The organism is Caballeronia sp. LZ035 (assembly GCF_031451175.1).
In the GTDB taxonomy this organism is placed as follows: Bacteria; Pseudomonadota; Gammaproteobacteria; order Burkholderiales; family Burkholderiaceae; genus Caballeronia.
Map to the genome: position 1 here is coordinate 2,429,093 of NZ_JARUXS010000001.1, position 23,874 is coordinate 2,452,966.

A 23,874-nucleotide genomic window follows, 5' to 3' on the forward strand; every position below is an offset into this window, starting at 1 on the left:
GACAGGGCGCGCCCTGATCGATGCCGCGCGTGACGGCGTTCAGCGCGCCTTGCTGCGCGTCGCGGGAAACGGCGCCGCCGTGGGCGCGGAATGCTTGAGCAGCACGGGCGCGAGTTCGCCCGCCACCCGCAGGCTCGACACGACGACCGTCCGCACGCCGCTGCCCTCGGTCAGCGCGCGCTGCTTTTCGCGGGTCGTCGCCCGCGCCTCGATGCGCGGCTCCACGACGATCAGCCCACGGCAGAACGTCGCAAGCACCGCGCGATGCGTGCGCATCCACGCGGCGCGCAGGCGCGCGTCGTCGGCGGATTCGCGTTCGTCGTGCTCGACGGCCAGCACGAACGGCGTCGCGAGCGCCAGCAGGCGGCTCATCTGCGCGCTCCACGCGAACGCATAGCCCGTCCGGACAGCGCGCGGGCGCAGTCGCACGAACGGAAAGCGGCTCGTGTCGAAGAAACGCTCGTCGAGCACGAGCGACGGAATTTCGACGGATCTCGTCACGGAATCGGCGGCATTCACAGCGGTTTCGGACTCCAGTAGTTCAATGCGGCGATCAGGCTCGGCCAGCGCGAAAGCCGCGGCACCACGCGTCGTTTCGATTGTGCGGCGCGTTTCGGGCGGCGCTCGGAATGAGCGTGCGTCTGGCTCGCGGCGGCTTCGCTCCACGCGCGGCGCGTCGTGTCGAGCACACGCTCGGCATTCACCGATACGGCGCATGCGTCACTGCGTGCTTCCCGCTCGTCCGTCGCGCAGGCGGGACTTGCCGCGCCCGCCGCGCCGATGGCGGTGAAATCGTTGGTCATGGTCTTGAGACCTCCCGTTTTTGTTGCCTCAGGTTCTATGAGGCCATTGTATTGAGAATCATTCTCAACTACAAGCGGGATTTGGCCGATCCGGGCGAAATGCGGGAAAGCCCTGCCCGTCTGGCGCCGTGAGGCACTTAGCGGCTGGCAGGCAAAAAGCGCGAAACGATGCCCGACGACCAGGTCGCGGCGATCGCCGTCAGGAAATCGACGAAGGAGGTGGGCGCGGCGGCGTCGGCGGTATCGGAGACGGTGCGCACGACGGCGCACGGCACGTCGTGTTCGAAACAGACCTGCGCGAGCGCCGCGCCTTCCATTTCGACGGCCAGCGCATCCGGCAATGCGTCGCGCAAGGAAAGCAGCGCGTCATGGCTGGCGATGAAACGATCGCCACTGATGATCAGACCGCGATGCACGCGCGGCACAGCGATGCCGAAGCGTTCCGCGAGCACGGCGCCCTGCTCGGCCACGAACGATGCAGCCGCGGCGGCCAGCGCGTTGCTCAGCGCGGCATCGGGCTCGAAGCGCGCGCGTTCGAGCAGCGGCACTTCGTAGCGCGGGAACAGCGGCGAGGCGTCGAGATCGTGTTGCAGCAGCGCATCCGCAACGACGATGTCGCCCACTTTGACATCGGCCCGCACGCCGCCCGCAACGCCCGTGAAGACGATGGCATCGACGTCGAAGACATGGATCAGCGCGCTGGCCGTCGCGGCGGCCGCGACCTTGCCGATGCGCGCCAGCGTCACGACGACGGGCACGCCATGCGCCTGACCGACGTGATACTCGCGCCGCCCGAGCGTCACCGTGCGGAACTCGCCGGCTGCCTGCATCTGCGCGATCAAATCGCCCAGTTCCTGCGGCAGCGCGGCCATGATGCCGAGCCGTTTCATTCGACGGCCTGCAGTTTCGCGATCGCCAGCGCGAGCCATTTCTCGCCATGGCGCTTGAAGCGCACCTGCGCACGGGCATCGCCGCCGGCGCCTTCCAGCGCAGTCACGGTGCCTTCGCCGAACTTCGTATGGAACACGGCCTGCCCGACCTTGAAGCCGGTGTCGGCGGCGCGCTGTTCGTTCGCAAACGACGGCAGCGCCGCGCCCGAGGCCTGCTGGTCGCGCGCAAACGACGAACCGCCGCGCTCCTGCCCCGGCCGCGCGAACCAGTCGCGGCCCCAGCCGGCGTTGTCGGAGCGGCCGCCCCAGCGCGCGCCCGCCTCGACCTTCGGCGTGAGCCACTTGAGCGTGCCTTCGGGCAATTCGTCGAAGAAGCGCGAGCGGATGTTGTAGCGGGTCTGGCCATGCAGCATGCGGCTCTGCGCGAACGACAGATACAGCCGCTCTTTGGCGCGTGTGATCGCCACGTACATGAGGCGGCGCTCTTCTTCCAGTCCGTCCGATTCCTGCGCGCTGTTCTCGTGCGGAAACAATCCCTCTTCCAGCCCGGTGATGAACACCGCCATGAATTCGAGGCCCTTGGCCGCGTGCACGGTCATCAGCTGGACCGCGTCCTGGCCGGCCTGCGCCTGGTTGTCGCCGGCTTCGAGCGAGGCATGCGACAGGAAGCCCGCGAGCGGCGTCATCGTGTCGGGATTCTGGGCGGGGTCGGCAATGCCGGGCGCGTCGAGCACTTCGATCTCGCCGTCTTCGCTCACCGCCGCGATCTCCGGCGCCGCCGTCGCGCCCGGGCGCAGCGGAATGGACCGCGCCGGGGTGTCGAGACCGTAACCTTCCTCGCTCACGAACGCCGCCGCCGCGTTCACGAGTTCCTGCAAGTTTTCCAGCCGGTCCTGACCTTCGCGCTCGGTCTCGTAGAACGCCGCGAGACCGCTCGCGCGCACCACGTACTCGACGGTTTCCGGCAGGCTCATCTGCTGCGTCTCCGCGCGCATCTTCGCGACCAGCGTCGCGAACGCGCCAAGGCTCGAGCCCGCCTTGCCGGTGACGTAGGGCACGGCGGCGGCCATCGAACAGTTATAGAGACGCGCCGCGTCGGCGACCTGCTCGATGGACCGCGCGCCAATGCCGCGCGTCGGAAAGTTGACGACGCGCGCGAACGCGGTGTCGTCATTCGGATTGTCGATGAGACGCAGATACGCGAGCGCGTGCTTCACTTCCTGGCGCTCGAAGAAGCGCAGGCCGCCATACACGCGATACGGAATGCCCGCGTTCACCAGCGTGTGCTCGATGGTCCGCGACTGCGCATTGCTCCGATACAGCACCGCGATCTCGCCGCGCGCCGCGCCCGCATGGATCAGCGCCTTGATTTCCTCGACGATCCAGCCCGCTTCCTGCGAATCCGTGGCCGCTTCATAGACGCGCACCTGCTCGCCGTGTCCCGCGTCGGTCCGCAGGTTCTTGCCGAGCCGGTTGGCGTTGTTGGCGATCAGATAGTTGGCCGCGTCGAGAATATGCCCGTGCGACCGGTAGTTCTGCTCCAGCTTGATCAGGTTGCGCACGCGGAACTCGCGCTCGAAGTCGTGCATGTTGCCGACGTTCGCGCCGCGAAACGCGTAGATGGACTGGTCGTCGTCGCCGACCGCAAAGATCGCGTTGTTCTCACCCGCGAGCATCTTGAGCCACGCGTACTGGAGCTTGTTGGTGTCCTGGAACTCGTCGACGAGGATATTGCGGAAGCGCGCCTGGTAATGCGCCCGCAGCGGCGGATTGTGCGCCAGCAGTTCGAAGCAACGCAGCAGCAGTTCCGGAAAATCGACCACGCCTTCGCGCTGGCATTGCTGGTCGTAGGCCTGGTAGAGCTCGACGAACTTGCGGTTGAAGTCGTCGGTGGCATCGACGTCCTTCGGGCGCAGGCCTTGTTCCTTCGCGTTGTTGATGAAGTACTGAAGGTTCTTGGCCGGATATTTCTCGTCGTCGATATTCAGGCCCTTCATCAGCCGCTTGATGGCGGACAGCTGGTCGGCGGTATCGAGGATCTGGAAGGCCTGCGGCAGGCCGGCGTCACGGAAATGCGCGCGCAGCATGCGGTTGCACAGCCCGTGAAACGTGCCGATCCACATGCCGCGCGTGTCGATGGGCAGCAGCGCCGAGAGCCGCGCCATCATTTCCTTGGCGGCCTTGTTCGTGAAGGTGACGGCCAGCACCGTGGGCGGCGACGCATAGCCCTGCTGGATCAGCCACGCGATGCGGGTGATGAGGACGCGCGTCTTGCCGCTGCCGGCGCCCGCGAGAATGAGCGCGGACTCGTCGGGCAGCGTCACGGCGGCGTGCTGTTCGGGATTCAGGTTGGCGAGCAGTTCGGGCATGGAAAAAGGCGGCGCGGAGGGGTCGAGGCAAGCCGGTCATTATAAGACCGCGCTGCCGGCGACGTTCGGGGGCACGGGCCGCGCCCTCGGCCGAATTCGTCCGACAGCCCGTGCGGAACCTTATAATTGGCGATTCTCCGCATCTTTTCACGCATTTTTCGGCAGATTCCACCATGAGCGACAGCACGCTTGCCAAGAGCTTCGAGCCTCAGCAGATCGAATCCCAATGGGGCCCGGAATGGGAACAACGCGGCTATGCCGCCCCCACGTTCCAAGAAGGCGCGAAGAACTTCTCCATCCAGTTGCCGCCGCCGAACGTCACCGGCACGCTGCACATGGGGCACGCGTTCAACCAGACCATCATGGATGGCCTGACGCGCTATCACCGCATGCTCGGCGAGAACACGCTGTGGGTGCCGGGCACCGATCACGCGGGCATCGCCACGCAGATCGTGGTCGAGCGCCAGCTCGACGCGCAAGGCATCTCGCGTCACGACCTCGGCCGCGAAGCGTTCCTCAAGCGCGTGTGGGCGTGGAAACAGCAGTCCGGCTCGACCATCACGAACCAGGTGCGGCGCCTGGGCGCGTCGATCGACTGGTCGCGTGAATACTTCACGATGGACGACAAGATGTCGGCCGCCGTGCGCGACGTCTTCGTGACGCTCTACAAGCAGGGCCTCATCTATCGCGGCAAGCGCCTCGTGAACTGGGACCCGGTGCTCGGCACCGCCGTCTCGGACCTGGAAGTGGTCAGCGAGGAAGAGAACGGCAACCTCTGGCACATTTCCTATCCGCTGCCGGATGGCTCGGGCCATCTGACGGTCGCCACCACGCGCCCCGAAACCATGCTCGGCGACACCGCCGTGATGGTGCATCCGGAAGACGAGCGCTATCAGCACCTGATCGGCAAGACGGTGACGCTGCCGCTGTGCGACCGCGAGATTCCGGTCATCGCCGACGAATACGTGGATCGCGAATTCGGCACCGGCGTGGTGAAGGTCACGCCCGCGCACGACTTCAACGACTACGCGGTGGGCCAGCGCCACACGCTGCCGATGATCGAAATCTTCACGCTCGACGCGAAGATCAACGACAACGCGCCCGCGAAGTATCGCGGCATGGATCGCTTCGACGCCCGCAAGGAAGTCGTCAAGGATCTCGAGGCGCTCGGCCTGCTGGAATCCGTCAAGCCGCACAAGCTGATGGTGCCGCGCGGCGACCGCACGGGCGTGGCCATCGAGCCGATGCTGACCGACCAGTGGTTCGTCGCGATGAGCAAGGCCGCGCCGGAAGGCACGTTCAATCCGGGCAAGTCCATCACCGACACCTCGCTCGAGGTCGTGCGCAGCGGCCAGATCAAGTTCGTGCCGGAGAACTGGACCACCACGTATTACCAGTGGCTCGAGAACATCCAGGACTGGTGCATCTCGCGGCAGCTCTGGTGGGGTCACCAGATTCCGGCGTGGTACGGCGAGAACGGCGAGATCTTCGTCGCGAAGACGGAAGACGAAGCCCGCGCCGAAGCCGACGCGCAAGGCTATACAGGCGCACTGCGCCGCGACGAAGACGTGCTCGACACGTGGTTCTCGTCGGCGCTGGTGCCGTTCTCGTCGCTCGGCTGGCCGAACGAGACGCCGGAACTGAAGGCATTCCTGCCCTCCTCCGTGCTCGTGACGGGCTTCGACATCATCTTCTTCTGGGTCGCCAGAATGGTGATGATGACCACGCACTTCACCGGCAAGGTGCCTTTCGACACCGTCTATGTGCATGGCCTCGTGCGCGACGCCGAAGGCCAGAAGATGTCGAAGAGCAAGGGCAACACGCTTGACCCTATCGATATCGTCGACGGCATCGACCTCGAAGCGCTGGTCGCCAAGCGCACCACGGGCCTCATGAATCCGAAGGCCGCCGCGCAGATCGAGAAGAAAACGCGCAAGGAATTTCCGGAAGGCATTGCGTCGTTCGGCACGGACGCGCTGCGCTTCACGATGGCGTCGATGGCCACGCTCGGCCGCAACGTCAACTTCGACCTCGCGCGCTGCGAGGGCTATCGCAACTTCTGCAACAAGCTGTGGAACGCCACGCGTTTCGTGCTGATGAACTGCGAAGGCCACGACTGCGGCTTCGCGAACCCCGGCGCGTGCAAGCCGGGCGATTGCGGCCCGGGCGGCTACACCGATTACTCGCAGGCGGACCGCTGGATCGTTTCGCTGTTGCAGCGTACCGAGGCGGAAGTCGAGAAGGGTTTCGCGGATTATCGTTTCGACAACGTCGCCAGCGCGATTTACAAGTTCGTGTGGGACGAGTACTGCGACTGGTACCTGGAACTGGCGAAGGTGCAGATCCAGACCGGCACGCCAGAACAGCAGACGGCCACGCGGCGCACCTTGCTGCGCGTGCTGGAGACGGTGCTGCGCCTCGCGCATCCGATCATCCCGTTCATCACGGAAGCGCTGTGGCAAAAGGTAGCGCCGCTGACGGACGCCTTCCCGGCGGACGCGAAGGAAGGCGAAGCGTCGATCATGACGCAGCCCTACCCGCGCGCCGAGCAGAAAAAGATCGATGAATCGTCTGAACAGTGGGCGGCCGAACTGAAGAGTGTCATCGACGCGTGTCGTAATCTGCGTGGCGAGATGAATCTGTCGCCCGCCGTGAAGGTGCCGTTGCTCGCACACGGCGACGCGGCGCGGCTTGCCACGTTCGCACCGTATGTCGCGGCGCTTGCGCGCCTGTCGGAAGTGAAGATCATCGCCGACGAAGCCGCGCTCGACCACGAGGCGCAGGGCGCGCCGGTCGCGATCATCGGCGGCAGCAAGCTGGTGCTGAAGGTGGAGATCGACGTCGCCGCCGAGCGCGAGCGTCTCGGCAAGGAAGTGGATCGTCTGAGCGCCGAAGTCGTCAAATGTAACGCGAAGCTGGGCAATGAAAGCTTTGTTTCAAAAGCGCCGGCGGCTGTCGTGGAACAGGAGCGAAAAAGGCTGGCAGAATACGAATCCACGATTGAGAAGCTTCAGGCCCAATTATTGCGAATGGCTGTTTGATTCGGGGTTTGAATTATCGAGCCCCTTCGGTTATCTCGACGTTCGAGTGTTTTTAAGAGGATCAGGGTTATCACATGCTAAAAGTTACCAAAGCGGTATTCCCCGTCGCGGGTCTGGGCACGCGGTTCCTTCCCGCGACCAAGGCCAGCCCGAAGGAAATGCTGCCTGTCGTTGACAAGCCGCTGATTCAATACGCGGTAGAGGAAGCGATGGCGGCCGGCATTACCGAAATGATCTTCGTGACGGGCCGCAGCAAGCGTGCCATCGAGGATCACTTCGACAAATCCTACGAGATCGAGGCTGAACTCGAAGCGCGCGGCAAGGCCAAGCTGCTCGAACTCGTGCGCAGCATCAAGCCGAGCCATGTCGATTGCTTCTATGTGCGTCAGGCCGAAGCGCTCGGTCTGGGTCACGCGGTGCTGTGCGCCGAAAAGCTGGTCGGCGACAACCCGTTCGCCGTGATCCTCGCGGACGACTTGCTGTACGGCAAGCCGCCGGTCATGTCGCAGATGATCGAGGTGTTCGACCACTATCACAGCTCGGTGATCGGCGTCGAAGAGATTCCGGCGGAAGACTCGAAGTCGTACGGCATCATCGACGGCAAGGAGTGGGAAGACAACATCTTCAAGCTGTCGGGCATCGTCGAGAAGCCGGAGCCGGCCGTGGCGCCGTCGAATCTGGGCGTGGTCGGCCGTTATGTGCTGAAGCCGCGCGTGTTCGACCACATCCGCGCGCTGAAGCCGGGCGCGGGCGGCGAGCTGCAACTGACGGACGCGATTCAATCGCTGCTGTCGGATGAACAGGTGCTGGCGTACAAGTATCACGGCACGCGTTTCGATTGCGGCAGCAAGCTGGGCTATCTGAAGGCGACCGTTGAATTCGCGCTGCGCCATCCGGAAGTCAAGGCGGAGTTCGAGGAATATCTGCGCAATCGCGCGCCGATTCTCGAAGGCTGAAGCTGCGGTTGAGCGGTTTGTAAATGAAGAGCCCGTCACGATGTGACGGGTTTTTTGCTTTTGTGCGGCTGGTTTAGCACTTAGCGCCGGCGCATCAGGAAGATGAACGTCTTGTCCTGCGCCGTTGTCTCGACGATCTCATTACCGGTCTGCTTGGCAAACGCAGCGAAATCGCGCTGCGATCCCGGGTCCGTGGCCAGGACTTTCAGGATCTGACCACTCGTCATGTCGGCGAGCGCTTTCTTCGCCCGCAGGATCGGCAACGGACAGTTGAGCCCGCGCGCGTCGACTTCCTTGTGAACTTCCATCGCGATTGAACCTTTGTGTGTGGCTGGAGTGAGTGCGCTCTGCTTGAGGATTTTAACGTAGTGGGCTTTCGCCCACCGTGCGACAGCGGGCGCTTGGTAGTGCGCATATCCAGCAGGACTTGCGATGCGCGCCTCCACTGTCTCTGGCCAGGCACGGAATCGATCACCAGGCGGCGGCCCACCGCATGTCAAAATGCCTCATATGTTTGGCAAATCAGACTTTTCTGCCTAATATACATGGCACTATGCCCAAGTCCACGCTACCCATGTTTCCTGCTGCGCTTCGCCAGCTTGAAGCACTGGGCGAACGTCTGCGTCTCGCCCGCCTTCGTCGGCAACTGACGACCGAACTGTTTGCCGAACGCGTCGGCATCTCGCGCGAGACATTGAGGCGGCTCGAGAAAGGTGATCCCTCCATTGCTATCGGCACCTACCTGCGCACGCTACGAGTGCTCGGACTGGAGCACGATATCGACTCAGTCGCGCGTGACGACGAACTCGGCCGCAAGCTGCAGGACCTCGGCCTGCCTCGCCCGCGGCCACGTGGACGTACAAGGACGAGGACGAACTAACCCATGTGAAGCAATCCATGACGAAAAAGAAGGAACGCGCGGAATACGAAGTGCATCTGCAGACACCGGAGCTGGACGTGAGCCAGCGGGTGGGCACCTTGTTTCCGCACGAAGCGATCACCGCGTTGGCTGCATCATTCGAGTACGACACAACGTGGCTCGCGAGCGGAGCGGCATTCATGCTGGACCCTCGACTGGCACTCTTCGCCGGCGAACAACATCCGCACAATAAGGCGCCCGCTTTCGGCATTTTCATGGACTCCTCGCCAGACCGATGGGGCCGCGTCCTGATGGAGCGTCGCGAAGCCGCAGCCGCTTCAAAGCAAGACCGCAAGATGCGCAAACTGCGGGAGATCGACTACCTGCTCGGCGTGTACGATCACACCCGGATGGGCGGCCTGCGTTTCCGGTCTTCAACAGGGCCTTTCCTTGACGACAGCAATAACGCTGCGCCACCGGTATCGTCGCTCAAGGAACTGGCGTATATCAGCCGCCGCGTTGAAGAACCCGGCGTCGAGAACCTTCCGGAATATGAGCAATGGCTCGCGATGCTGGTGGCCCCAGGATCCTCACTTGGCGGCGCGCGTCCCAAGGCAAATTTCACCGATGACGATCAGCGGCTCTGGATTGCAAAGTTTCCTTCCCGAGAGGATCGCTACGACGTCGGGGCCTGGGAGTTTCTGATGCATGTGCTTGCCGCCGCGGCGGGCATCATCCTGCCCGAGGCGCGCCTGGAAAAGCTCTCGGAGCGGTATCGCACGTTCTGTGCGCAGCGCTTCGATCGTTCCCCTCGTGGGCGCCGCATGTACGCCTCGGCAATGACGTTGCTGGAACGTCAGGACGGCGATGCAGGTGCGAGCTATCTTGACTTGGTGCAGTTCATCTCGGACACCGGTGCGCAAGGGCATATCAACGAAGACCTTGAGCAGCTCTTCCGCAGGCTGCTGTTTAATGTCATCGTCGGCAACCGGGACGACCATCTTCGCAATCACGGCTTCATTCGCGAGCCTTCCGGCTGGCGCCTGTCCCCGGCTTTCGATGTCAACCCCAACCCGTACAAGGCAGACCATGCGCTGACGCTCGACGGCCTGAACGCTACGCCGGACGTAAATGCGGTGATGGCCACGGCAGCGCTCTATCGCCTGACTGATCAGCGCGCAGAAGTCGTCAGGAAACAGGTCGAATCCGCGGTGGCAGGCTGGCGGGAGGAAGCCAGAAGGCTCTCGATTCCATCATTCGAGGTAAAGCAAATGGAGAACGTCATTCAGATCTGAGCGTTGGTGAAGCTAGCAGTAGTCATTCAGGTTGAAAGCCCCTCACCGCTCGACCGCTGCCACCTGACTCCTTATGAAAAATATAGAGACAAGCATCCAGCACGTAACGAAAACCGGCACCAACCTGTTTGCCGAGCTAGGATTCCCTCGAGACGAAGCGCGGCACTACCAAGCCGAATCGCTGGCCTTGATCGGTCAGACGCTGGAACTGAGAGAGCAGTTGATGAGCGATACATCGCACCGATCGACATTCACCACTTGAAGCAGGCCTGACCCGCAGACCGCTCGAACGTCGCAGGTATCAGTTCTCCTCCTCATCGGTTGAAGCCCGTCCCCTCAAACCTCCACCCCCCGCCCCTCCTCGAACGCCCGCCTCATCGCCACTCCGATGCGCGTCGCCTCGCGCGCATCGTCGAGCGTGAGCCCCGTCTGCGTTCCCTCCCGCAGCAAGCCGACGAACGCCCGCGCCTCGCGCAGGAACGCGTCCTCGAAACGCTCGAAGAACGTCGGCGTACACACGTTGCGCATGCCGTGCGTATCGGCGATCTCGACCCGGTTCAGCCGCGGATTGCGCCCCACCGACAACGCGCCTGCCGTACCGATCACCTCAGTCTGCGTATCGTGCCCGTGCGCCATCGTCCGCGACGCATACAGCACCGCCAGCCGCCCGCCTTCGAACTCGATGGTACCCACGCCGTTGTCGATGTCATTGCACGCCCGCAAGCCCTCATGAATCGCAATCGTGCCGCTCGCATACACGCGCTTCGCCTTTGGATTGCCGAGCAGCCAGCGCGCGAGATCGATATCGTGAACACTGCAATCGAGAAACAGCCCGCCCGACGTCGGCGCGAAGCGCACGAAGAATCCATCGGGATCGTTCATGTCGCAGGTCTGCGAACGCACCATGAACGGCCGTCCGATCGCGCCTTGCGCCACCTGATCGAACGCATCGCGATAACTCGCATCGAAGCGCCGCACGAAGCCGATCATCACCTGCAGATGCGGATGACGCGCATGTTCCTCGATCACCGCGTCGCATTCCGCGAGGTCCAGCGACAGAGGCTTCTCGCAGAACACGTGCTTGCCCGCGCGCAATGCGGCGATGATCTGCGTCGCATGCAGCGAGGTCGGCGTGACGAGCCATACCGCATCGATGGCCGGATCGGCGAGCAACGCATCGGAGTCCGCATGCAACGCCAGTTCGGGCAGCCGCTCCCGTGCCCACGCCCGCTCTTCCTCCACCGGACTGCACGCGGCGACGAGCCGCGCCCCCGGCACATGCCACGCCAGATTTTCCGCATGACGGCGTCCAAGCCTTCCCAATCCGACGATCCCGCAACGCACCGCGCTCATGCGTTCTGCTCCCCAAGCCTGACGATGCGCTTTTCACGCCAGGACAAGGTCGCGGCTTCGGCGAGTTCAAGCGCCTTCAGCCCGTCGGCGACGGTCGTGCGCACCGGCTTGCCATGATTGACCGCATCGAAGAAATGGGCGATCTCGGCCGCGTACGCCGCGCGATAGCGCTCCAGAAAGAACGCCTCGGGCTTGTCGCTCGACACCGCGGCCGCCGTGTACGCCGTGACTTCGGTCGGCCGTACATTGCCCGCCTGGAGCATGCCGAGACTGCCGAGCAATTCGAAGCGTTGATCGTAGCCATATGCCGCACGCCGCGCCGTGTTGATCTGACACAAGCGACCGCGTTTCGTGCGGATCGTGACGGCGGTCGAATCGATGTCGCCCGCCTCGGCGATGGCCGGATCGGAGAGACAACTGCCGGTCGCATGCAGCGTGTCGGCTTCGTCGTCGAGAATCCAGCGGAAGATATCGAAGTCGTGAATCAGCATGTCCTTAAAGATGCCGCCCGAATGCTCGATGTACGCAACAGGCGGCGCGCCCGGATCGCGACTCGTCACGATCAGCATCTCGGGCTCGCCGATCTCGCCGGCATCGATGCGCGCTTTCACGGCCGAGAACGTCGGATCGAAGCGCCGCTGGAAGCCGATCATGCAGACCACGCCGGCTCGCTGCACGGCATCGGCGCACGCGCGCGCCCGTTCGACGGTCAGATCAACCGGCTTCTCGCAGAACACGTGCTTGCGTTGCGCCGCGGAAGCGAGGATCAGGTCGGCATGCGTATCCGTGCTCGAACAGATGACCGTCGCGCCGACCGATGCATCGCCCATTGCGCCATCGATATCGGCGGCCATCGCGCCGTGCTCCTTCGCGAGCGCGGCGGCCGCGTCGCGGTTCACATCGACGACATACTTCAACCGCACGCCCGGCTGCCGCGCGAGATTCGCCGCGTGAATCCTGCCGATGCGCCCTGCTCCGAACACCGCCACGTCAATCGTCATAGCCGCTTGTCTCCTTGGATTCCTCGACGTTCAATTCGAGCCGGTACGCAAGCGCAATGAACAACGCCTGGCACAGGCAGATGGTGCTCGTGAGCGAACGGAACGCAAACGCGCTGCCTTCCTTCACGAACAGACTCGCGCTCGCATGACGCGCGAGCGGCGAAAGCTGGCTGTCGGTGATGACGAGTGTCTTCGCGCCGTGATGCTGCGCGGCGCGCACGCAATACTGCGTTTCCTTGCCATAGGGCGCGAAACTGATCGCGATCACTACGTCACTCTTCTTCACGCTGCGGACCTGCTCGCGGAACATGCCGCCCAGTCCGGAAATGAGATGCACGCGCTTGCGCGTGTGCTGCAACGCATACACGATGTAGCTCGCCACCGCGAACGACCGGCGCACGCCGATCACATAGATGTTCTCCGCCTGCGACAGCATCTCGACGGCAGCTTCGAACTGCGCGTCATCGAGACCGGCTTCGAGTTCGGACAGCCCGGTGCGGCTCGCCGCGATGAACTCGCGCGCTACCGACACACCCGAGGCCTCGCCTGCCTTCTCGTCGATCAGCTTGCGGATGCGCTCCTGATAGCTCTGCGGCGATGCCCCGCCCGCATAGGCCTGCCTGAACACGGCCTGCAAATCCGAAAAGCCCGAGAAGCCGAAGCGCTGCGCAAAACGCACCACGGCGGAAGCATGCACGCCGCAGGCGCTCGCGATGTCGCTGGTCCGGTCCATCATCACGCTGCTGCGATGCTGCTCGATATACGTCGCCACGCTCTTCAGCTGACGCGGCAGCGAGTCGTAGGCGTCGGTGATCCGTTGCATCAGTTCTTCGACGCCCTGCACTTCGTTGCTGGTCTCTTCCATGTCCACGCTCGTGTTGTGCGCGCCGGATGCCGCGCGCCGTGCAATCGATTATAGGAACGACGGAAGCAAATTGGAATGTATTTTCCATTTGAATCGCGGGTGAAATATCTATTGCAGGCCTCGGGAAACTGACCTACTCTTGGTCCTGAACGCGGCGTTCGGTCGGTTCGAACCCGGCGCCGCGTTCGCCAAAACATCACACCAGACAACAACCGAGATAGGTGGAGACAATGACCCTTTGCAACGGTCGGGCCGCGCTGCGCGCGCTGGCGGCTGCTGCTGCGTTGTGCAGCGCGGCGTGGATGTCGGCAAGTCCCGCTCAGGCAGCGCCTGACGCGAAGTTCGTGTTGATCAGTCACGCGCCGGACTCGGATTCCTGGTGGAACGTCATCAAGAATGCGATCAAGCAGGCGGATGAAGACTTCAACGTACAGACCGACTATCGCAATCCGCCGAACGGCGATATCGCGGACATGTCGCGGCTGATCGAGCAGGCGGCGGCGCGCAACTACGACGGCGTCATCACCACCATCGCGGACTTCGACGTCTTGAAGAGCGCGATCACCAAGGTCACGGCGAAGAAGATCCCGCTCGTGACGATCAACTCGGGCACCGAAGAACAGAGCGCGCAACTGGGCGCGATCATGCATATCGGCCAGCCAGAATATGTGGCGGGCAACGAGGCCGGCAAGAAGGCGAAGGCCGCGGGCGTGAAGTCTTTCCTGTGCGTGAACCACATCGCCACCAATACGGTGTCCTTCGATCGCTGCAAGGGCTTCGCGGATGCACTGGGCATCGACTACAAGGCGTCGACCATCGACTCGGGACAGGACCCGACCGAGATTCAATCGAAGGTCTCGGCGTATCTGCGCAATCATCCGGACACGCAGGCCATCCTGACGCTCGGACCGACGCCCGCCTCGGCGACGCTCAAGGCCGTCACGCAAATGGGTCTGCAAAACAAGATCTACTTCGTGACCTTCGACTTCTCGGATGACATTGCGAAGGGCATCAAGGACGGCACCATCAAGTTCGCGATCGACCAGCAGCCCTACTTGCAGGGCTACATTCCCGTCGCGGTGCTCGCGGTGGTCCACAAGGAGCACACCACCGATCCGGCGAAGATCCGTCAGATCCTCGAAGCCAATCCGAAATTCAAGGCGCGCCTCGAAACCTATGGTTTGCAGCCCTCGTATGGCCCGAAGAACATCCGCTCGGGTCCGGGTTTCATCACCAAGGAGAATCTCGACAAGGTCGTGAAGTACGCCGGTCAATATCGTTGACCGTCACCTGACCTGTTTCGGGCAGCCGTCCTGGCCTGCCCGCTTTTATCCGCTCGACCCGTCTCCCCCGCTGCCCTTCATGGACGCGGGTGGAGACGCGCAACTCGCCACAGGATCAAGTTAGTTTCAAGGAGCCATCATGGGCGTAGCCGGCAAGCATTACCCTCCCCACGCGAATCCACATCCAGAGACCGCTGACACACCCGACACGGCCAAACCGTCGGACGAACGCGTGCGCCGCCAGTCATGGTTCGGCCATCTGCTCAACCGCCCGGAATTCGCGGCCATCTCCGGCACCGTGCTGGTGTTCCTCGTGTTCGGCTTCGGCGCCGGGTCCTCGGGCATGTTCAACCTCGACGGCGTGATGAACTGGTCGCAGGTCGCCGCCTATCTCGGGCTGCTTGCCGTCGGCGCGTGTCTCCTGATGATCGCCGGCGAGTTCGACCTGTCCATCGGCTCGATGATCGGCTTCGCGGGCATGATGGTCGCGCTGCCCGCTGTATACCTGCACTGGCCGCTGTCGCTTGCCATCCTGTTCGCGTTCGTCACGTCGATGCTGCTCGGCGCGCTCAACGGCTATCTCGTGATGAAGACGCGCCTGCCGTCGTTCATCGTCACGCTCGCGTTCCTGTTCATCCTGCGCGGCCTCACGCTCGCGCTCTCGATCATGTTCGCGGACCGCACCATCATCTCCGGCGTCGGCGATCTCGCCCAGAGCGATCCCGTCGCCAACACGCTGTTCCATGGCGTCGCGCTGCACGGCGTGTTCACGTGGCTCGCGCACATGGGCGTCGGCAAGCTGCTCGACAGCGGCGAACCGCTCGTGCCCGGCATTCCGAAGGTCATCATCTGGTGGTTCGCGCTCGCGGCGGTCTGTGCGTTCGTGCTCGCCAAGACCCGCTATGGCAACTGGATCCTCGCGGTCGGCGGCGACGCCAATGCCGCGAAGAATGTCGGCGTGCCGGTGCGGCGCGTGAAGATCTCGCTGTTCGTGCTCACCGCGTTCTGCTCGTGCCTGTTCGCGGTGCTGCAAGTGTGCGACATCGGCTCAGCCGCGGCGGATCGCGGCCTGCAGAAAGAGTTCGAAGCCATCATCGCGGCCGTGATCGGCGGCACGCTGCTGACGGGCGGCTACGGCTCGGTGGTAGGCGCCTGTTTCGGCGCGCTGATCTTCGGCGTCGTGCAGATCGGCATCACCTACACGAACGTGAGCTCGGACTGGTTCCGCGTGTTCCTCGGCGTGATGCTGCTGCTCGCCGTGCTCTTCAACCACTACGTGCGCCGCCGCGTGTCGCAGGCTCAATGAGGAGACAAACATGAACGACGACAACATCCTCGCGCTCGAAAACGTCAGCAAGTTCTTCGGCAAGGTGATCGCGCTGAACGGCGTTACCTTGCGGCTCAGGCGCGGCGAAGTGCACTGCCTGCTGGGCGACAACGGCGCGGGCAAGTCCACGCTCATCAAGACGCTGGCGGGCGTCCATGCGCCCTCGTCGGGCGAGTATCTCGTCGATGGCAAGCCGGTCCGCTTCGAGTCGCCGAAGGACGCGCTGGATCTCGGCATTGCCACCGTGTACCAGGATCTCGCGCTGGTGCCGCTGCTCAGCGTGGCGCGCAACTTCTTCATGGGTCGCGAGCCGCAGAAGAAGCGCTTCGGCGTCTTCAGCGTGATGGACCTCGATCTCGCCGCCGAGACCTCGCGCGCCAAGCTGGCCGAGATGGGCATCAACGTGCGCGACCCGCATCAGCCTATCGGCACGATGTCCGGCGGCGAAAAGCAATGCCTCGCGATTGCGCGCGCGATCCACTTCGGCGCGCGCGTGCTGATTCTCGACGAACCCACGGCGGCGCTCGGCGTGAAGCAGAGCTTCAACGTGCTCAAGCTGATCCACAAGGCGCGCGAAAAAGGCATCTCGGTGATCTTCATCACGCACAACGTGCACCACGCCTATCCGATCGGCGACTCGTTCACGCTGCTCAATCGCGGCCGCTCGATGGGCACCTTCACGAAGGACACCATCAGCAAGAACGAGGTGCTCGACATGATGGCGGGCGGCGCCGAAATGCAGCAGATGATGAACGAGCTCGAAGGCGCGACGATCTGAGGACCCCAGCATGACCACACTTTCCACCTCTCGTTTTGCTGCGGACCGCGAACACGACATCGTGTGCCTCGGGCGGCTCGCCGTCGATCTGTACGCGCAGCAGGTCGGCGCGCGGCTCGAGGATGTGTCGAGCTTCGCGAAGTATCTCGGCGGCTCGTCGGCGAACATTGCGTTCGGCTGCGCGCGGCTCGGGCTCGCATCGTCGATGCTTGCGCGCGTCGGCAACGATCACATGGGCCGCTTCCTCACTGAAACGCTCGCACGCGAAGGCTGCGACGTGAGCCACGTGCGCGTGGATCCGGACCGGCTCACCGCGCTCGTGCTGCTCGGGCTCGAAGATCGCGACACCTTTCCGCTGGTGTTCTATCGCGAGAACTGCGCGGACATGGCCGTGGACGAAGCGGATTTCGACGAAGCGTATATCGCGTCTTCGAAGGCGCTGCTCATCACCGGCACGCACTTCTCGACCGAACAGGTGAACCGCACGAGCCGGCGCGCGCTGGAGGTTGCGCGGCGTCATCAGGTGCGCACGGTGCTCGACATCGACTACCGGCCCGTGCTGTGGGGACTCACCGGCAAGGCCGATGGCGAGACGCGCTTCGTCGCGAACGAAGGCGTCACCGCGCACCTGCAACGCATCCTGCCGCTGATCGATCTCGTGATCGGCACGGAGGAAGAATTCCGCATCGCGGGCGGCAAGGACCGCCTGACCGACGCCCTCGCGATGGTGCGCAAGGTCACGGGTGCTACGCTCGTCGTGAAGCGCGGGCCGCTCGGCTGCTCGATCATCGAAGGGGAAGTGCCCGCCTCCATCGACGACGCCCCCATCCACGGCGGCGTCGAAGTCGAAGTGCTCAACGTGCTCGGCGCGGGCGATGCGTTCGCGTCGGGCTTTCTCTCCGGATGGCTGCGCGACGCGCCGCTCGAAGCCTGCGCGCGCGCGGCGAATGCATGCGGCGCGCTGGTCGTGTCGCGGCACGGCTGCGCGCCCGCGATGCCCACGCCCGCCGAACTCGATTACTTCCTCGCGGCCGCCCACGAAGACCCGGTGCGCATGCGTCGGCCGGATCGCGATGCGACGCTGGCGCGCCTGCATCGCGTGAGTCCGAAGCGCATGCAATGGGACGAAGTGCTCGGTTTTGCCTTCGATCATCGCAACCAGTTCTTCGATCTCGCGCAGCAGACCGGCGCGAGCGAGACGCGCATCGCGACGCTGAAGAACCTGTTTGTCGAGGCGGTCGCACAAACCGAAAAACAGCTTGGCCTCGAAGGCCGGATCGGCGTGCTGATCGACGACCGCTACGGGCAGGATGCGTTGAACGCCGCGACGGGCCGGGGCTGGTGGATCGGACGTCCGGTCGAGTTGCCGGGCTCGCTGCCGCTGGTGTTCGACCATGGCCGCTCGATCGGCACGACGCTCGTGCAGTGGCCGCGCGAACAGGTCGCGAAGTGCCTCGTGCAGTATCACCCCGATCATCCGCACGAACTGAGGCTCGAACAGGAAGCGCAAGTGCGCGCGCTTTACGACGCCGTGCAGGACAGCGGCCACGAACTGCTGCTGGAAGTGATCGTGCCGAAGAACGGGCCGCCCGTCGCGGACGACACGGTGGTTCGCGCGTTGAAGCGTTTCTACAACCTGGGCATCTACCCCGAATGGTGGAAGCTCGAAGCGATGAACGCACGGCAATGGCAGGCGGTGGATGCACTGATCGCCGAACGCGATCCGTATTGCCGCGGCGTCGTGCTGCTGGGTTTGTCGGCGGGTGTCGAACAGTTGCGCGATGGCTTCAAGGCGGCGGCGGACTCGGCGACCTGCCGGGGCTTCACGGTCGGACGGACCATCTTTCATGAGCCGAGCCGAGCGTGGCTTTCAGATCAGATCAACGATGCCGAACTGATCGCGCGTGTGCGGCACACGTTCGAAACGCTCATCGCCGCCTGGCGCGAAACGCGCGATCCGTCTACAGCGGCCCTTCACACCCGACAGGAGCAGATCGCATGAACCAGCGAGCCACGCAACCGGAGACCGAGGTGTCGTCCACGGTTCGACTGACCGCCGCGCAGGCAGTGGTGCGCTATCTCGCGGCGCTGCGCACGGAGCATGGCGAGCCGCTGTTCGGCGGCGTGTTCGCGATCTTCGGGCATGGCAATGTCGCGGGGCTCGGCGAGGCGCTGTATCGCTATCGCGACGAACTGCCGACCTATCGCGCACACAACGAGCAGGCGATGGCCCACAGCGCGATCGCCTATGCGAAGGCGCACATGCGCCGCCGCATGATGGCGGTGACGACGTCCATCGGCCCGGGCGCGACCAATCTCGTCACCGCGGCGGCGCTCGCGCACGTGAACCGCCTGCCGGTGTTGCTGCTGCCGGGCGATATTTTCGTGTCGCGCGCGCCGGACCCGGTGCTTCAGCAACTCGAAGACAGCCACGACGGCGGCGTCTCCGCCAACGATGCGCTGAAGCCCGTGTCGCGTTACTTCGATCGCATCGTGCATCCGGCGCAATTGCTGAGCGCCCTGCCGCGCGCGATTCGCGTGCTCACCGACGCGGCCCAATGCGGCCCGGTGACGCTCGCGCTGCCGCAGGACGTGCAGGCGATGGCCTTCGATTACCCCGCTTCGTTCTTTGCGCCGCGTGTGGTCGAGTTTCATGCGCCCGCGCCGCTGCCGCGCGAGATCGAACGCGCCGCCGCGCTGCTGCGCAACGCGCGCGAGCCGGTGATCGTGGCCGGCGGCGGCGTGCTGTACGGTCTGGCGGCGGAGACGCTGCGCACCTTTGCGCACCGCCATGGCGTGCCGGTGGCTGAAACCCAGGCCGGCAAGGGCGCGCTGGCGTGGGACGATGCGTTGAATGTCGGCGGCATCGGCGTGACGGGCGGCACGGCTGCGAACGAACTGGCGCACGCGAGCGACTGCGTGCTGGCGGTCGGCACGCGGCTGCAGGATTTCACGACGGGTTCGAACACGCTCTTCAAGCAGGCGCGACTGGTCGCCATCAACGCCAATCCATTCGATGCGCTGAAGCAGGACGCCGTCGCCGTGCAGGCGGACGCGCGGCTCGCGCTGGAGGCGTTGTCGGCGGCGCTCGGCGACTGGCGCGCCGCGCCGCAATGGACCACGCGTGCGCATCGTCTCGCTGAGGACTGGCGCGCGACCGTCGCCCACGTGACGAACACGCCGCCCGACGCGGGCCAGTTGCCGCGTGAGGCCGATGTGATCGGCGCCGTGCAGCGTTCGGACGATGCCTCCCCCACGGGCGATATCGTCGTGTGCGCGGCCGGCACGCTGCCCGCCGACTTGCAGAAACTCTGGCGCACGAGCGCGCCGGGCGGCTATCACGTCGAATATGGCTATTCGTGCATGGGCTACGAGATCGCCGGCGGCCTCGGCGTGAAGCTCGCGCGCCCGGAGCGCGAAGTGATTGTGATCGTCGGCGACGGCAGCTATCTGATGATGAACAGCGAACTGGCGACCTCCGTGATGCTCGGCGCCAAGCTGATCGTCGTGCTGCTCGACAACCGTGGCTTCGGCTGCATCAACCGGTTGCAGCAGGCCTGCGGCGGCGCGCCGTTCAACAATCTCATCGACGACTGCAAGCAAGGCGCGCTCGGTGCGCCCGCGATCGACTTCGCGATGCATGCGCGTTCGCTCGGCGCGCTGTCGGAGCATGTCGCGAACATCGACGAGCTCCAGGCTGCCATGAAGCGTGCGCGCGCAGCGGATCGCAGCTATCTGATCTCCATCGACACCGATCCCGCGCGCCCGACCGAGGAAGGCGGCTGGTGGTGGGAAGTTGCGGTGCCGGAAGTGTCCGAACGCGCGGCGGTGGTGGTGGCCCGGGAAGCCTACGAGCGCGCGCTCAACGCGCGCGCCGGCGATTCGCAAATCAACGATGAGGATCCGACATGTCCTTGAACGTACGTATCGGCATCAATCCGCTGTCGTGGATGAATGACGATCTGCCTTCGCTCGGCGGGGAGACGCCGCTGTCGACCGCACTCGCGGAAGGCAAGCAGATCGGCTATGCGGGCTTCGAGCTCGGCAACAAGTTTCCGCGCGAGCCGCAAGCGTTGAGAACGCTGCTCGCGCAGTACGATCTCGCGCTCGTGTCCGGCTGGTATTCGGGACGGCTTGCGGCGCGCGGCGTCGAGGAAGAGATCGACGCGGTGGGTCCGCATCTCGATCTGCTGGCGAAGAACGGCGCGACGGTCATGGTGTATGGCGAGGTCGCCGACTCGATCCAGGGCGCGCCACGGCCGCTGTATCAGCGCCCGCGCTTCTTCTCGGACGCCCGCTGGAACGAGTACGCCGAGCGGCTCGACCGCTTCGCCGAATACACGCGCTCGCGCGGCGTGCGTGTTGCCTATCATCATCACATGGGCGCGTACGTGGAAACGCCCGCCGACGTCGATCGCCTCATGGCGCTCACGAGCGATGCGGTGGGCCTGCTCTTCGATGCCGGGCACATCACCTTCGCAGGCGGGGATGCGCTGACGGAACTGAAGAAACACATCGGGCGCGTATGCCACGTGCATTGCAAGGACGTGCGTCCGGAGATCGTGAAGCTCGCGCGCAACCGCAACTGGAGTTTTCTGGATGCGGTCATCAATGGCGCGTTCACCGTGCCGGGCGATGGCGCCGTGGATTATCCGGGCATCATCGCGTGTCTGGCGGCGCATGATTACGCGGGCTGGCTGGTGGTCGAGGCGGAACAGGATCCGGTCATCGCGCCGAGTTACACCTATGCGGAACGGGGCTATCGCACGTTGCGCGGGCTTGTCGACGGAATCTGCAAGGAGGCGGCATGAGCTTGCTGGTGAAGGCTTCGCGCGACGGCCAGACGATCGCGCGCGTGACGCCCGCTTCGGCGGGGTGGAAGCATGTCGGCTTCGCGGCGTATCGCGTGAGCGCGGGAGACGTGCTGCATGTGTACGACGCGGACCGCGAGAGTTGCATTGTCGTGCTGACGGGCACGGTGAGCATCGAGGCGGGCGACGAGCACTGGCAGTCCATCGGCACGCGCGACAGCGTGTTCGAGGACGCGGCGCCGCATGCCGTGTATGTGCCGCCGAAGCTGGCGGCCATCGTGCGGGCGGAACGCGATGCGGAGATCGGCGTGGCGAGCGCGCCGGCTAAAGGCGAATACCCGCCGCGGCTGATCGAGCCGGCACAGATGAAGCGCTCGACGCGCGGCAAGGGCGCCAATACGCGCTACGTGTGCGACATCCTCCCGCAGACCGAGCCGGCGGAGTCGCTGCTGGTGGTCGAGGTGCGCACGCCGGGCGGGCATGCGTCGAGCTATCCGCCGCACAAGCATGACCGGGACAACGTGCCGGCCGAGAGCGCACTGGAGGAAACGTATTACCATCGGCTGGATCCGCCGCAAGGGTTTGCGTTCCAGCGCGTCTATACCGATGAGCGCGATCTCGACGAGACCATGGCCGTCGAGAATCACGACGTGGTGATGGTGCCGCGTGGGTATCATCCGGTCGTCGTGCCGTATGGCTATGACAACTATTATCTGAACGTCATGGCGGGAGACAAGCGGACCTGGCACTTCAAGAACGATCCGAAGCATGAGTGGATCGTGGAGCGGGATAGCAAGGTGTCGACTTAGCCGACGGAGAGCCATTCGCGTTTGATCGCCTCGTTTTCCGCGAGCGACGCGAATGGCCCTTCGAACTGCACTGCCCCATGCCCCATCACCGCGACACGCGCATTGAGCGTGCGCGCGATGCTCAAGCGCTCTTCGATCAACAGCATCCCCACACCGCGTGCGCGCAGCAACTTCAGGCACTCCGCCACCTGCGCGAGCACCTGAGGCGCGAGCCCTTCCCCGGGTTCGTCGATCACCACCAGCGACGGATCACCCGCCAGCGTGCGCGCAAGCGCAAGCATCTGCTGTTCGCCGCCGGACAGCGCACCCGCCTTCACCGCCGCGCGTTCGCCCAGCACCGGAAACAGGCGATACGCATCGTCCTGCGTGAACCGCGTGCCGCGCCGTTCACCGAGCAGCAGGTTCTCGCGCACTGTCAGCGCGGGAAACACGTCGCGGGTCTCCGCCACATAGCCGATGCCCAACCGCGCAATCCGATGCGGCCGCATCCCGACCAGCGACACCTCGCCATAACGCATCTCGCCCGCGCACTGCACGAGGCCCATGATTGCTTTTGCCAGCGTCGAGCGGCCCGAGCCGTTGCGGCCGACGAGCGCGACCGCCTCGCCGGCCTCGATGCGCAGATTCACGCCATGCAGCACCTGCGCCGCGCCATACCACGCGCGCAGGTTGTCGATGCGCAGTGCGGCGCTCATGAGGACGCGCCGCCGAGATAAGCCACCTGCACGTCGGCGTGAGCGCGAATCTCAGCAGGCGTACCGGTCGCGATCACGCGTCCCCGCACGAGCACCGAGATGCGGTCCGCGAGTCCGAATACCGCGTCCATGTCGTGTTCGATGACGAGCAGCGTGCGGCCTGCCGTGATCGCCCGGATCAACGCCAGCGCCCGCGCAGCTTCCGCGCGATTCATGCCGGCCGTGGGCTCGTCGAGCAGGATGAGCGGCGCATCGGTGGCGAGCGCGATACCGAGATCGAGCGCGCGTTGCTCGGCGTACGCGAGGCGCGCGGCGGGCTCGTCGGCGCGGGCGGTAAGGCCGATCGCATCGAGCATCGCGCGGGCGCAGTCCTCGACCCGTCGCGACGACCACCAGCGGTCGATCAGGCGCGACGGCGCCGCCCCCAACGCCGCGCAGCGCAGGTTGTCGAGCACGGACAGGCCACCGAACACGCTGGTCGTCTGGAAACTGCGTGCGAGCCGGCGCGCCACGCGCGGCGGCGAGTGGCCCGTGATGTCCACGCCCTGCGTCACGATGCGCCCGCCATCGGGACGCGTGCGGCCCGAGATGAGATCGAAGACCGTCGACTTGCCTGCTCCGTTCGGGCCGATCAACGCATGCCGCTCGCCTTGCGCGACGCGCAGATCAACCCCGCGCAGCACGTGGGTCGCGCCGAAGCGCTTGCTAACATCGTGCAACTCAAGCGCCGTGTTCATCG

At 64.6% G+C, this 23,874-nt stretch carries 21 protein-coding genes; 11 read left to right on the forward strand and 10 right to left on the reverse strand.

The features are described 5' to 3' along the window. Positions 1 to 39: 39 nt before the first annotated feature. The 4 genes from QCE88_RS11405 to QCE88_RS11420 all read right to left on the reverse strand — a co-directional run bounded on the left by QCE88_RS11405 (position 40) and on the right by QCE88_RS11420 (position 4,062). Positions 40 to 501, reverse strand: a complete 462-nt coding sequence (locus tag QCE88_RS11405; RefSeq protein WP_309901885.1) for a hypothetical protein — start codon at positions 499 to 501, stop codon at positions 40 to 42. 14 nt (positions 502 to 515) lie between these two features. Then, positions 516 to 803 (reverse strand): hypothetical protein, encoded by a 288-nt coding sequence (locus tag QCE88_RS11410; RefSeq protein WP_309901887.1) that lies wholly within the window; start codon positions 801 to 803, stop codon positions 516 to 518. A 137-nt stretch (positions 804 to 940) separates the two neighbouring features. After that, entirely contained in the window at positions 941 to 1,693 is a 753-nt protein-coding gene (locus QCE88_RS11415) for a 5'-methylthioadenosine/adenosylhomocysteine nucleosidase (RefSeq protein WP_309901889.1), read from the reverse strand. Then, positions 1,690 to 4,062, reverse strand: coding sequence for a UvrD-helicase domain-containing protein (locus QCE88_RS11420; RefSeq protein WP_309901891.1), 2,373 nt, complete (start codon positions 4,060 to 4,062; stop codon positions 1,690 to 1,692). Before QCE88_RS11420 ends, QCE88_RS11415 begins: the two co-directional genes overlap by 4 nt. A gap of 173 nt (positions 4,063 to 4,235) precedes the next feature. On the opposite strand from QCE88_RS11420, the gene QCE88_RS11425 reads away from it, so the two are divergent. Beyond that, positions 4,236 to 7,103, forward strand: coding sequence for a valine--tRNA ligase (locus tag QCE88_RS11425; RefSeq protein WP_309901894.1), 2,868 nt, complete (start codon positions 4,236 to 4,238; stop codon positions 7,101 to 7,103). A 74-nt stretch (positions 7,104 to 7,177) separates the two neighbouring features. Beyond that, complete coding sequence (gene galU, locus QCE88_RS11430) at positions 7,178 to 8,059, forward strand: UTP--glucose-1-phosphate uridylyltransferase GalU (RefSeq protein ID WP_309832758.1); 882 nt, start codon at positions 7,178 to 7,180, stop codon at positions 8,057 to 8,059. Between the two features lie 80 nt (positions 8,060 to 8,139). Here the strand turns inward: galU and QCE88_RS11435 are convergent, their stop codons facing one another. After that, on the reverse strand, positions 8,140 to 8,367 hold the full coding sequence (locus tag QCE88_RS11435) for a sulfurtransferase TusA family protein (protein WP_309901896.1): 228 nt from the start codon (positions 8,365 to 8,367) through the stop codon (positions 8,140 to 8,142). A 245-nt stretch (positions 8,368 to 8,612) separates the two neighbouring features. Between QCE88_RS11435 and QCE88_RS11440 the strand changes: the two genes are divergently transcribed. Both QCE88_RS11440 and QCE88_RS11445 read left to right on the forward strand, forming a co-directional pair. Then, positions 8,613 to 8,939 carry a helix-turn-helix domain-containing protein gene (locus QCE88_RS11440; protein ID WP_309901898.1) on the forward strand — a complete coding sequence of 109 codons (327 nt, stop codon included), beginning with the start codon at positions 8,613 to 8,615 and terminating at the stop codon, positions 8,937 to 8,939. A 17-nt stretch (positions 8,940 to 8,956) separates the two neighbouring features. After that, positions 8,957 to 10,213, forward strand: coding sequence for a type II toxin-antitoxin system HipA family toxin (locus tag QCE88_RS11445; RefSeq protein WP_309901900.1), 1,257 nt, complete (start codon positions 8,957 to 8,959; stop codon positions 10,211 to 10,213). A gap of 336 nt (positions 10,214 to 10,549) precedes the next feature. On the opposite strand, the gene QCE88_RS11450 is transcribed toward QCE88_RS11445, so the two are convergent. The 3 genes from QCE88_RS11450 to QCE88_RS11460 are packed head-to-tail and all read right to left on the reverse strand — an operon-like array spanning position 10,550 to position 13,432. Next, entirely contained in the window at positions 10,550 to 11,566 is a 1,017-nt protein-coding gene (locus tag QCE88_RS11450; RefSeq protein ID WP_309901903.1) for a Gfo/Idh/MocA family oxidoreductase, read from the reverse strand. Next, the gene (iolG, locus tag QCE88_RS11455; protein WP_309901905.1) at positions 11,563 to 12,567 is read right to left on the reverse strand and encodes an inositol 2-dehydrogenase; all 1,005 of its coding nucleotides are present in this window, start codon (positions 12,565 to 12,567) and stop codon (positions 11,563 to 11,565) included. The genes QCE88_RS11450 and iolG overlap by 4 nt, the downstream gene beginning before the upstream one ends. Then, positions 12,557 to 13,432 (reverse strand): MurR/RpiR family transcriptional regulator, encoded by an 876-nt coding sequence (locus tag QCE88_RS11460; RefSeq protein WP_309901907.1) that lies wholly within the window; start codon positions 13,430 to 13,432, stop codon positions 12,557 to 12,559. The genes iolG and QCE88_RS11460 overlap by 11 nt, the downstream gene beginning before the upstream one ends. A gap of 230 nt (positions 13,433 to 13,662) precedes the next feature. Between QCE88_RS11460 and QCE88_RS11465 the strand changes: the two genes are divergently transcribed. The 7 genes from QCE88_RS11465 (at position 13,663) to iolB (ending at position 22,440) form a co-directional block, all read left to right on the forward strand. Further along, a complete protein-coding gene (locus QCE88_RS11465; RefSeq protein ID WP_309832766.1) occupies positions 13,663 to 14,715 on the forward strand; it encodes a sugar ABC transporter substrate-binding protein in 1,053 nt (350 codons plus the stop codon). Between the two features lie 139 nt (positions 14,716 to 14,854). Next, positions 14,855 to 16,021 carry an ABC transporter permease gene (locus QCE88_RS11470; protein ID WP_309901909.1) on the forward strand — a complete coding sequence of 389 codons (1,167 nt, stop codon included), beginning with the start codon at positions 14,855 to 14,857 and terminating at the stop codon, positions 16,019 to 16,021. A 10-nt stretch (positions 16,022 to 16,031) separates the two neighbouring features. Then, positions 16,032 to 16,820 (forward strand): ATP-binding cassette domain-containing protein, encoded by a 789-nt coding sequence (locus tag QCE88_RS11475; RefSeq protein WP_309901911.1) that lies wholly within the window; start codon positions 16,032 to 16,034, stop codon positions 16,818 to 16,820. Between the two features lie 10 nt (positions 16,821 to 16,830). Further along, positions 16,831 to 18,822, forward strand: a complete 1,992-nt coding sequence (iolC, locus tag QCE88_RS11480) for a bifunctional 5-dehydro-2-deoxygluconokinase/5-dehydro-2-deoxyphosphogluconate aldolase (protein ID WP_309901913.1) — start codon at positions 16,831 to 16,833, stop codon at positions 18,820 to 18,822. Beyond that, complete coding sequence (gene iolD, locus QCE88_RS11485) at positions 18,819 to 20,738, forward strand: 3D-(3,5/4)-trihydroxycyclohexane-1,2-dione acylhydrolase (decyclizing) (RefSeq protein WP_309901915.1); 1,920 nt, start codon at positions 18,819 to 18,821, stop codon at positions 20,736 to 20,738. Before iolC ends, iolD begins: the two co-directional genes overlap by 4 nt. Continuing rightward, positions 20,729 to 21,631, forward strand: coding sequence for a myo-inosose-2 dehydratase (gene iolE, locus QCE88_RS11490; RefSeq protein WP_309901919.1), 903 nt, complete (start codon positions 20,729 to 20,731; stop codon positions 21,629 to 21,631). Before iolD ends, iolE begins: the two co-directional genes overlap by 10 nt. Next, positions 21,628 to 22,440 carry a 5-deoxy-glucuronate isomerase gene (gene iolB, locus QCE88_RS11495; protein ID WP_309901921.1) on the forward strand — a complete coding sequence of 271 codons (813 nt, stop codon included), beginning with the start codon at positions 21,628 to 21,630 and terminating at the stop codon, positions 22,438 to 22,440. Before iolE ends, iolB begins: the two co-directional genes overlap by 4 nt. On the opposite strand, the gene QCE88_RS11500 is transcribed toward iolB, so the two are convergent. Together QCE88_RS11500 and QCE88_RS11505 are read right to left on the reverse strand one after the other, a co-directional pair. Further along, positions 22,437 to 23,135 (reverse strand): ABC transporter ATP-binding protein, encoded by a 699-nt coding sequence (locus QCE88_RS11500; protein ID WP_309901923.1) that lies wholly within the window; start codon positions 23,133 to 23,135, stop codon positions 22,437 to 22,439. The genes iolB and QCE88_RS11500 overlap by 4 nt on opposite strands. Next, a complete protein-coding gene (locus QCE88_RS11505) occupies positions 23,132 to 23,872 on the reverse strand; it encodes an ABC transporter ATP-binding protein (protein WP_309903537.1) in 741 nt (246 codons plus the stop codon). Before QCE88_RS11505 ends, QCE88_RS11500 begins: the two co-directional genes overlap by 4 nt. Positions 23,873 to 23,874: the final 2 nt, after the last annotated feature.

Coding starts and splice junctions, on each gene's coding strand:
- QCE88_RS11410 (WP_309901887.1), bottom strand. CDS start 803: ATGACCAACGATTTCACCGCCATCGGCGCGGCGGGCGCGGCAAGTCCC.
- QCE88_RS11415 (WP_309901889.1), bottom strand. CDS start 1,693: ATGAAACGGCTCGGCATCATGGCCGCGCTGCCGCAGGAACTGGGCGAT.
- QCE88_RS11420 (WP_309901891.1), bottom strand. CDS start 4,062: ATGCCCGAACTGCTCGCCAACCTGAATCCCGAACAGCACGCCGCCGTG.
- QCE88_RS11425 (WP_309901894.1), top strand. CDS start 4,236: ATGAGCGACAGCACGCTTGCCAAGAGCTTCGAGCCTCAGCAGATCGAA.
- galU (WP_309832758.1), top strand. CDS start 7,178: ATGCTAAAAGTTACCAAAGCGGTATTCCCCGTCGCGGGTCTGGGCACG.
- QCE88_RS11435 (WP_309901896.1), bottom strand. CDS start 8,367: ATGGAAGTTCACAAGGAAGTCGACGCGCGCGGGCTCAACTGTCCGTTG.
- QCE88_RS11440 (WP_309901898.1), top strand. CDS start 8,613: ATGCCCAAGTCCACGCTACCCATGTTTCCTGCTGCGCTTCGCCAGCTT.
- QCE88_RS11445 (WP_309901900.1), top strand. CDS start 8,957: ATGACGAAAAAGAAGGAACGCGCGGAATACGAAGTGCATCTGCAGACA.
- QCE88_RS11450 (WP_309901903.1), bottom strand. CDS start 11,566: ATGAGCGCGGTGCGTTGCGGGATCGTCGGATTGGGAAGGCTTGGACGC.
- iolG (WP_309901905.1), bottom strand. CDS start 12,567: ATGACGATTGACGTGGCGGTGTTCGGAGCAGGGCGCATCGGCAGGATT.
- QCE88_RS11460 (WP_309901907.1), bottom strand. CDS start 13,432: ATGGAAGAGACCAGCAACGAAGTGCAGGGCGTCGAAGAACTGATGCAA.
- QCE88_RS11465 (WP_309832766.1), top strand. CDS start 13,663: ATGACCCTTTGCAACGGTCGGGCCGCGCTGCGCGCGCTGGCGGCTGCT.
- QCE88_RS11470 (WP_309901909.1), top strand. CDS start 14,855: ATGGGCGTAGCCGGCAAGCATTACCCTCCCCACGCGAATCCACATCCA.
- QCE88_RS11475 (WP_309901911.1), top strand. CDS start 16,032: ATGAACGACGACAACATCCTCGCGCTCGAAAACGTCAGCAAGTTCTTC.
- iolC (WP_309901913.1), top strand. CDS start 16,831: ATGACCACACTTTCCACCTCTCGTTTTGCTGCGGACCGCGAACACGAC.
- iolD (WP_309901915.1), top strand. CDS start 18,819: ATGAACCAGCGAGCCACGCAACCGGAGACCGAGGTGTCGTCCACGGTT.
- iolE (WP_309901919.1), top strand. CDS start 20,729: ATGTCCTTGAACGTACGTATCGGCATCAATCCGCTGTCGTGGATGAAT.
- iolB (WP_309901921.1), top strand. CDS start 21,628: ATGAGCTTGCTGGTGAAGGCTTCGCGCGACGGCCAGACGATCGCGCGC.
- QCE88_RS11500 (WP_309901923.1), bottom strand. CDS start 23,135: ATGAGCGCCGCACTGCGCATCGACAACCTGCGCGCGTGGTATGGCGCG.
- QCE88_RS11505 (WP_309903537.1), bottom strand. CDS start 23,872: ATGAACACGGCGCTTGAGTTGCACGATGTTAGCAAGCGCTTCGGCGCG.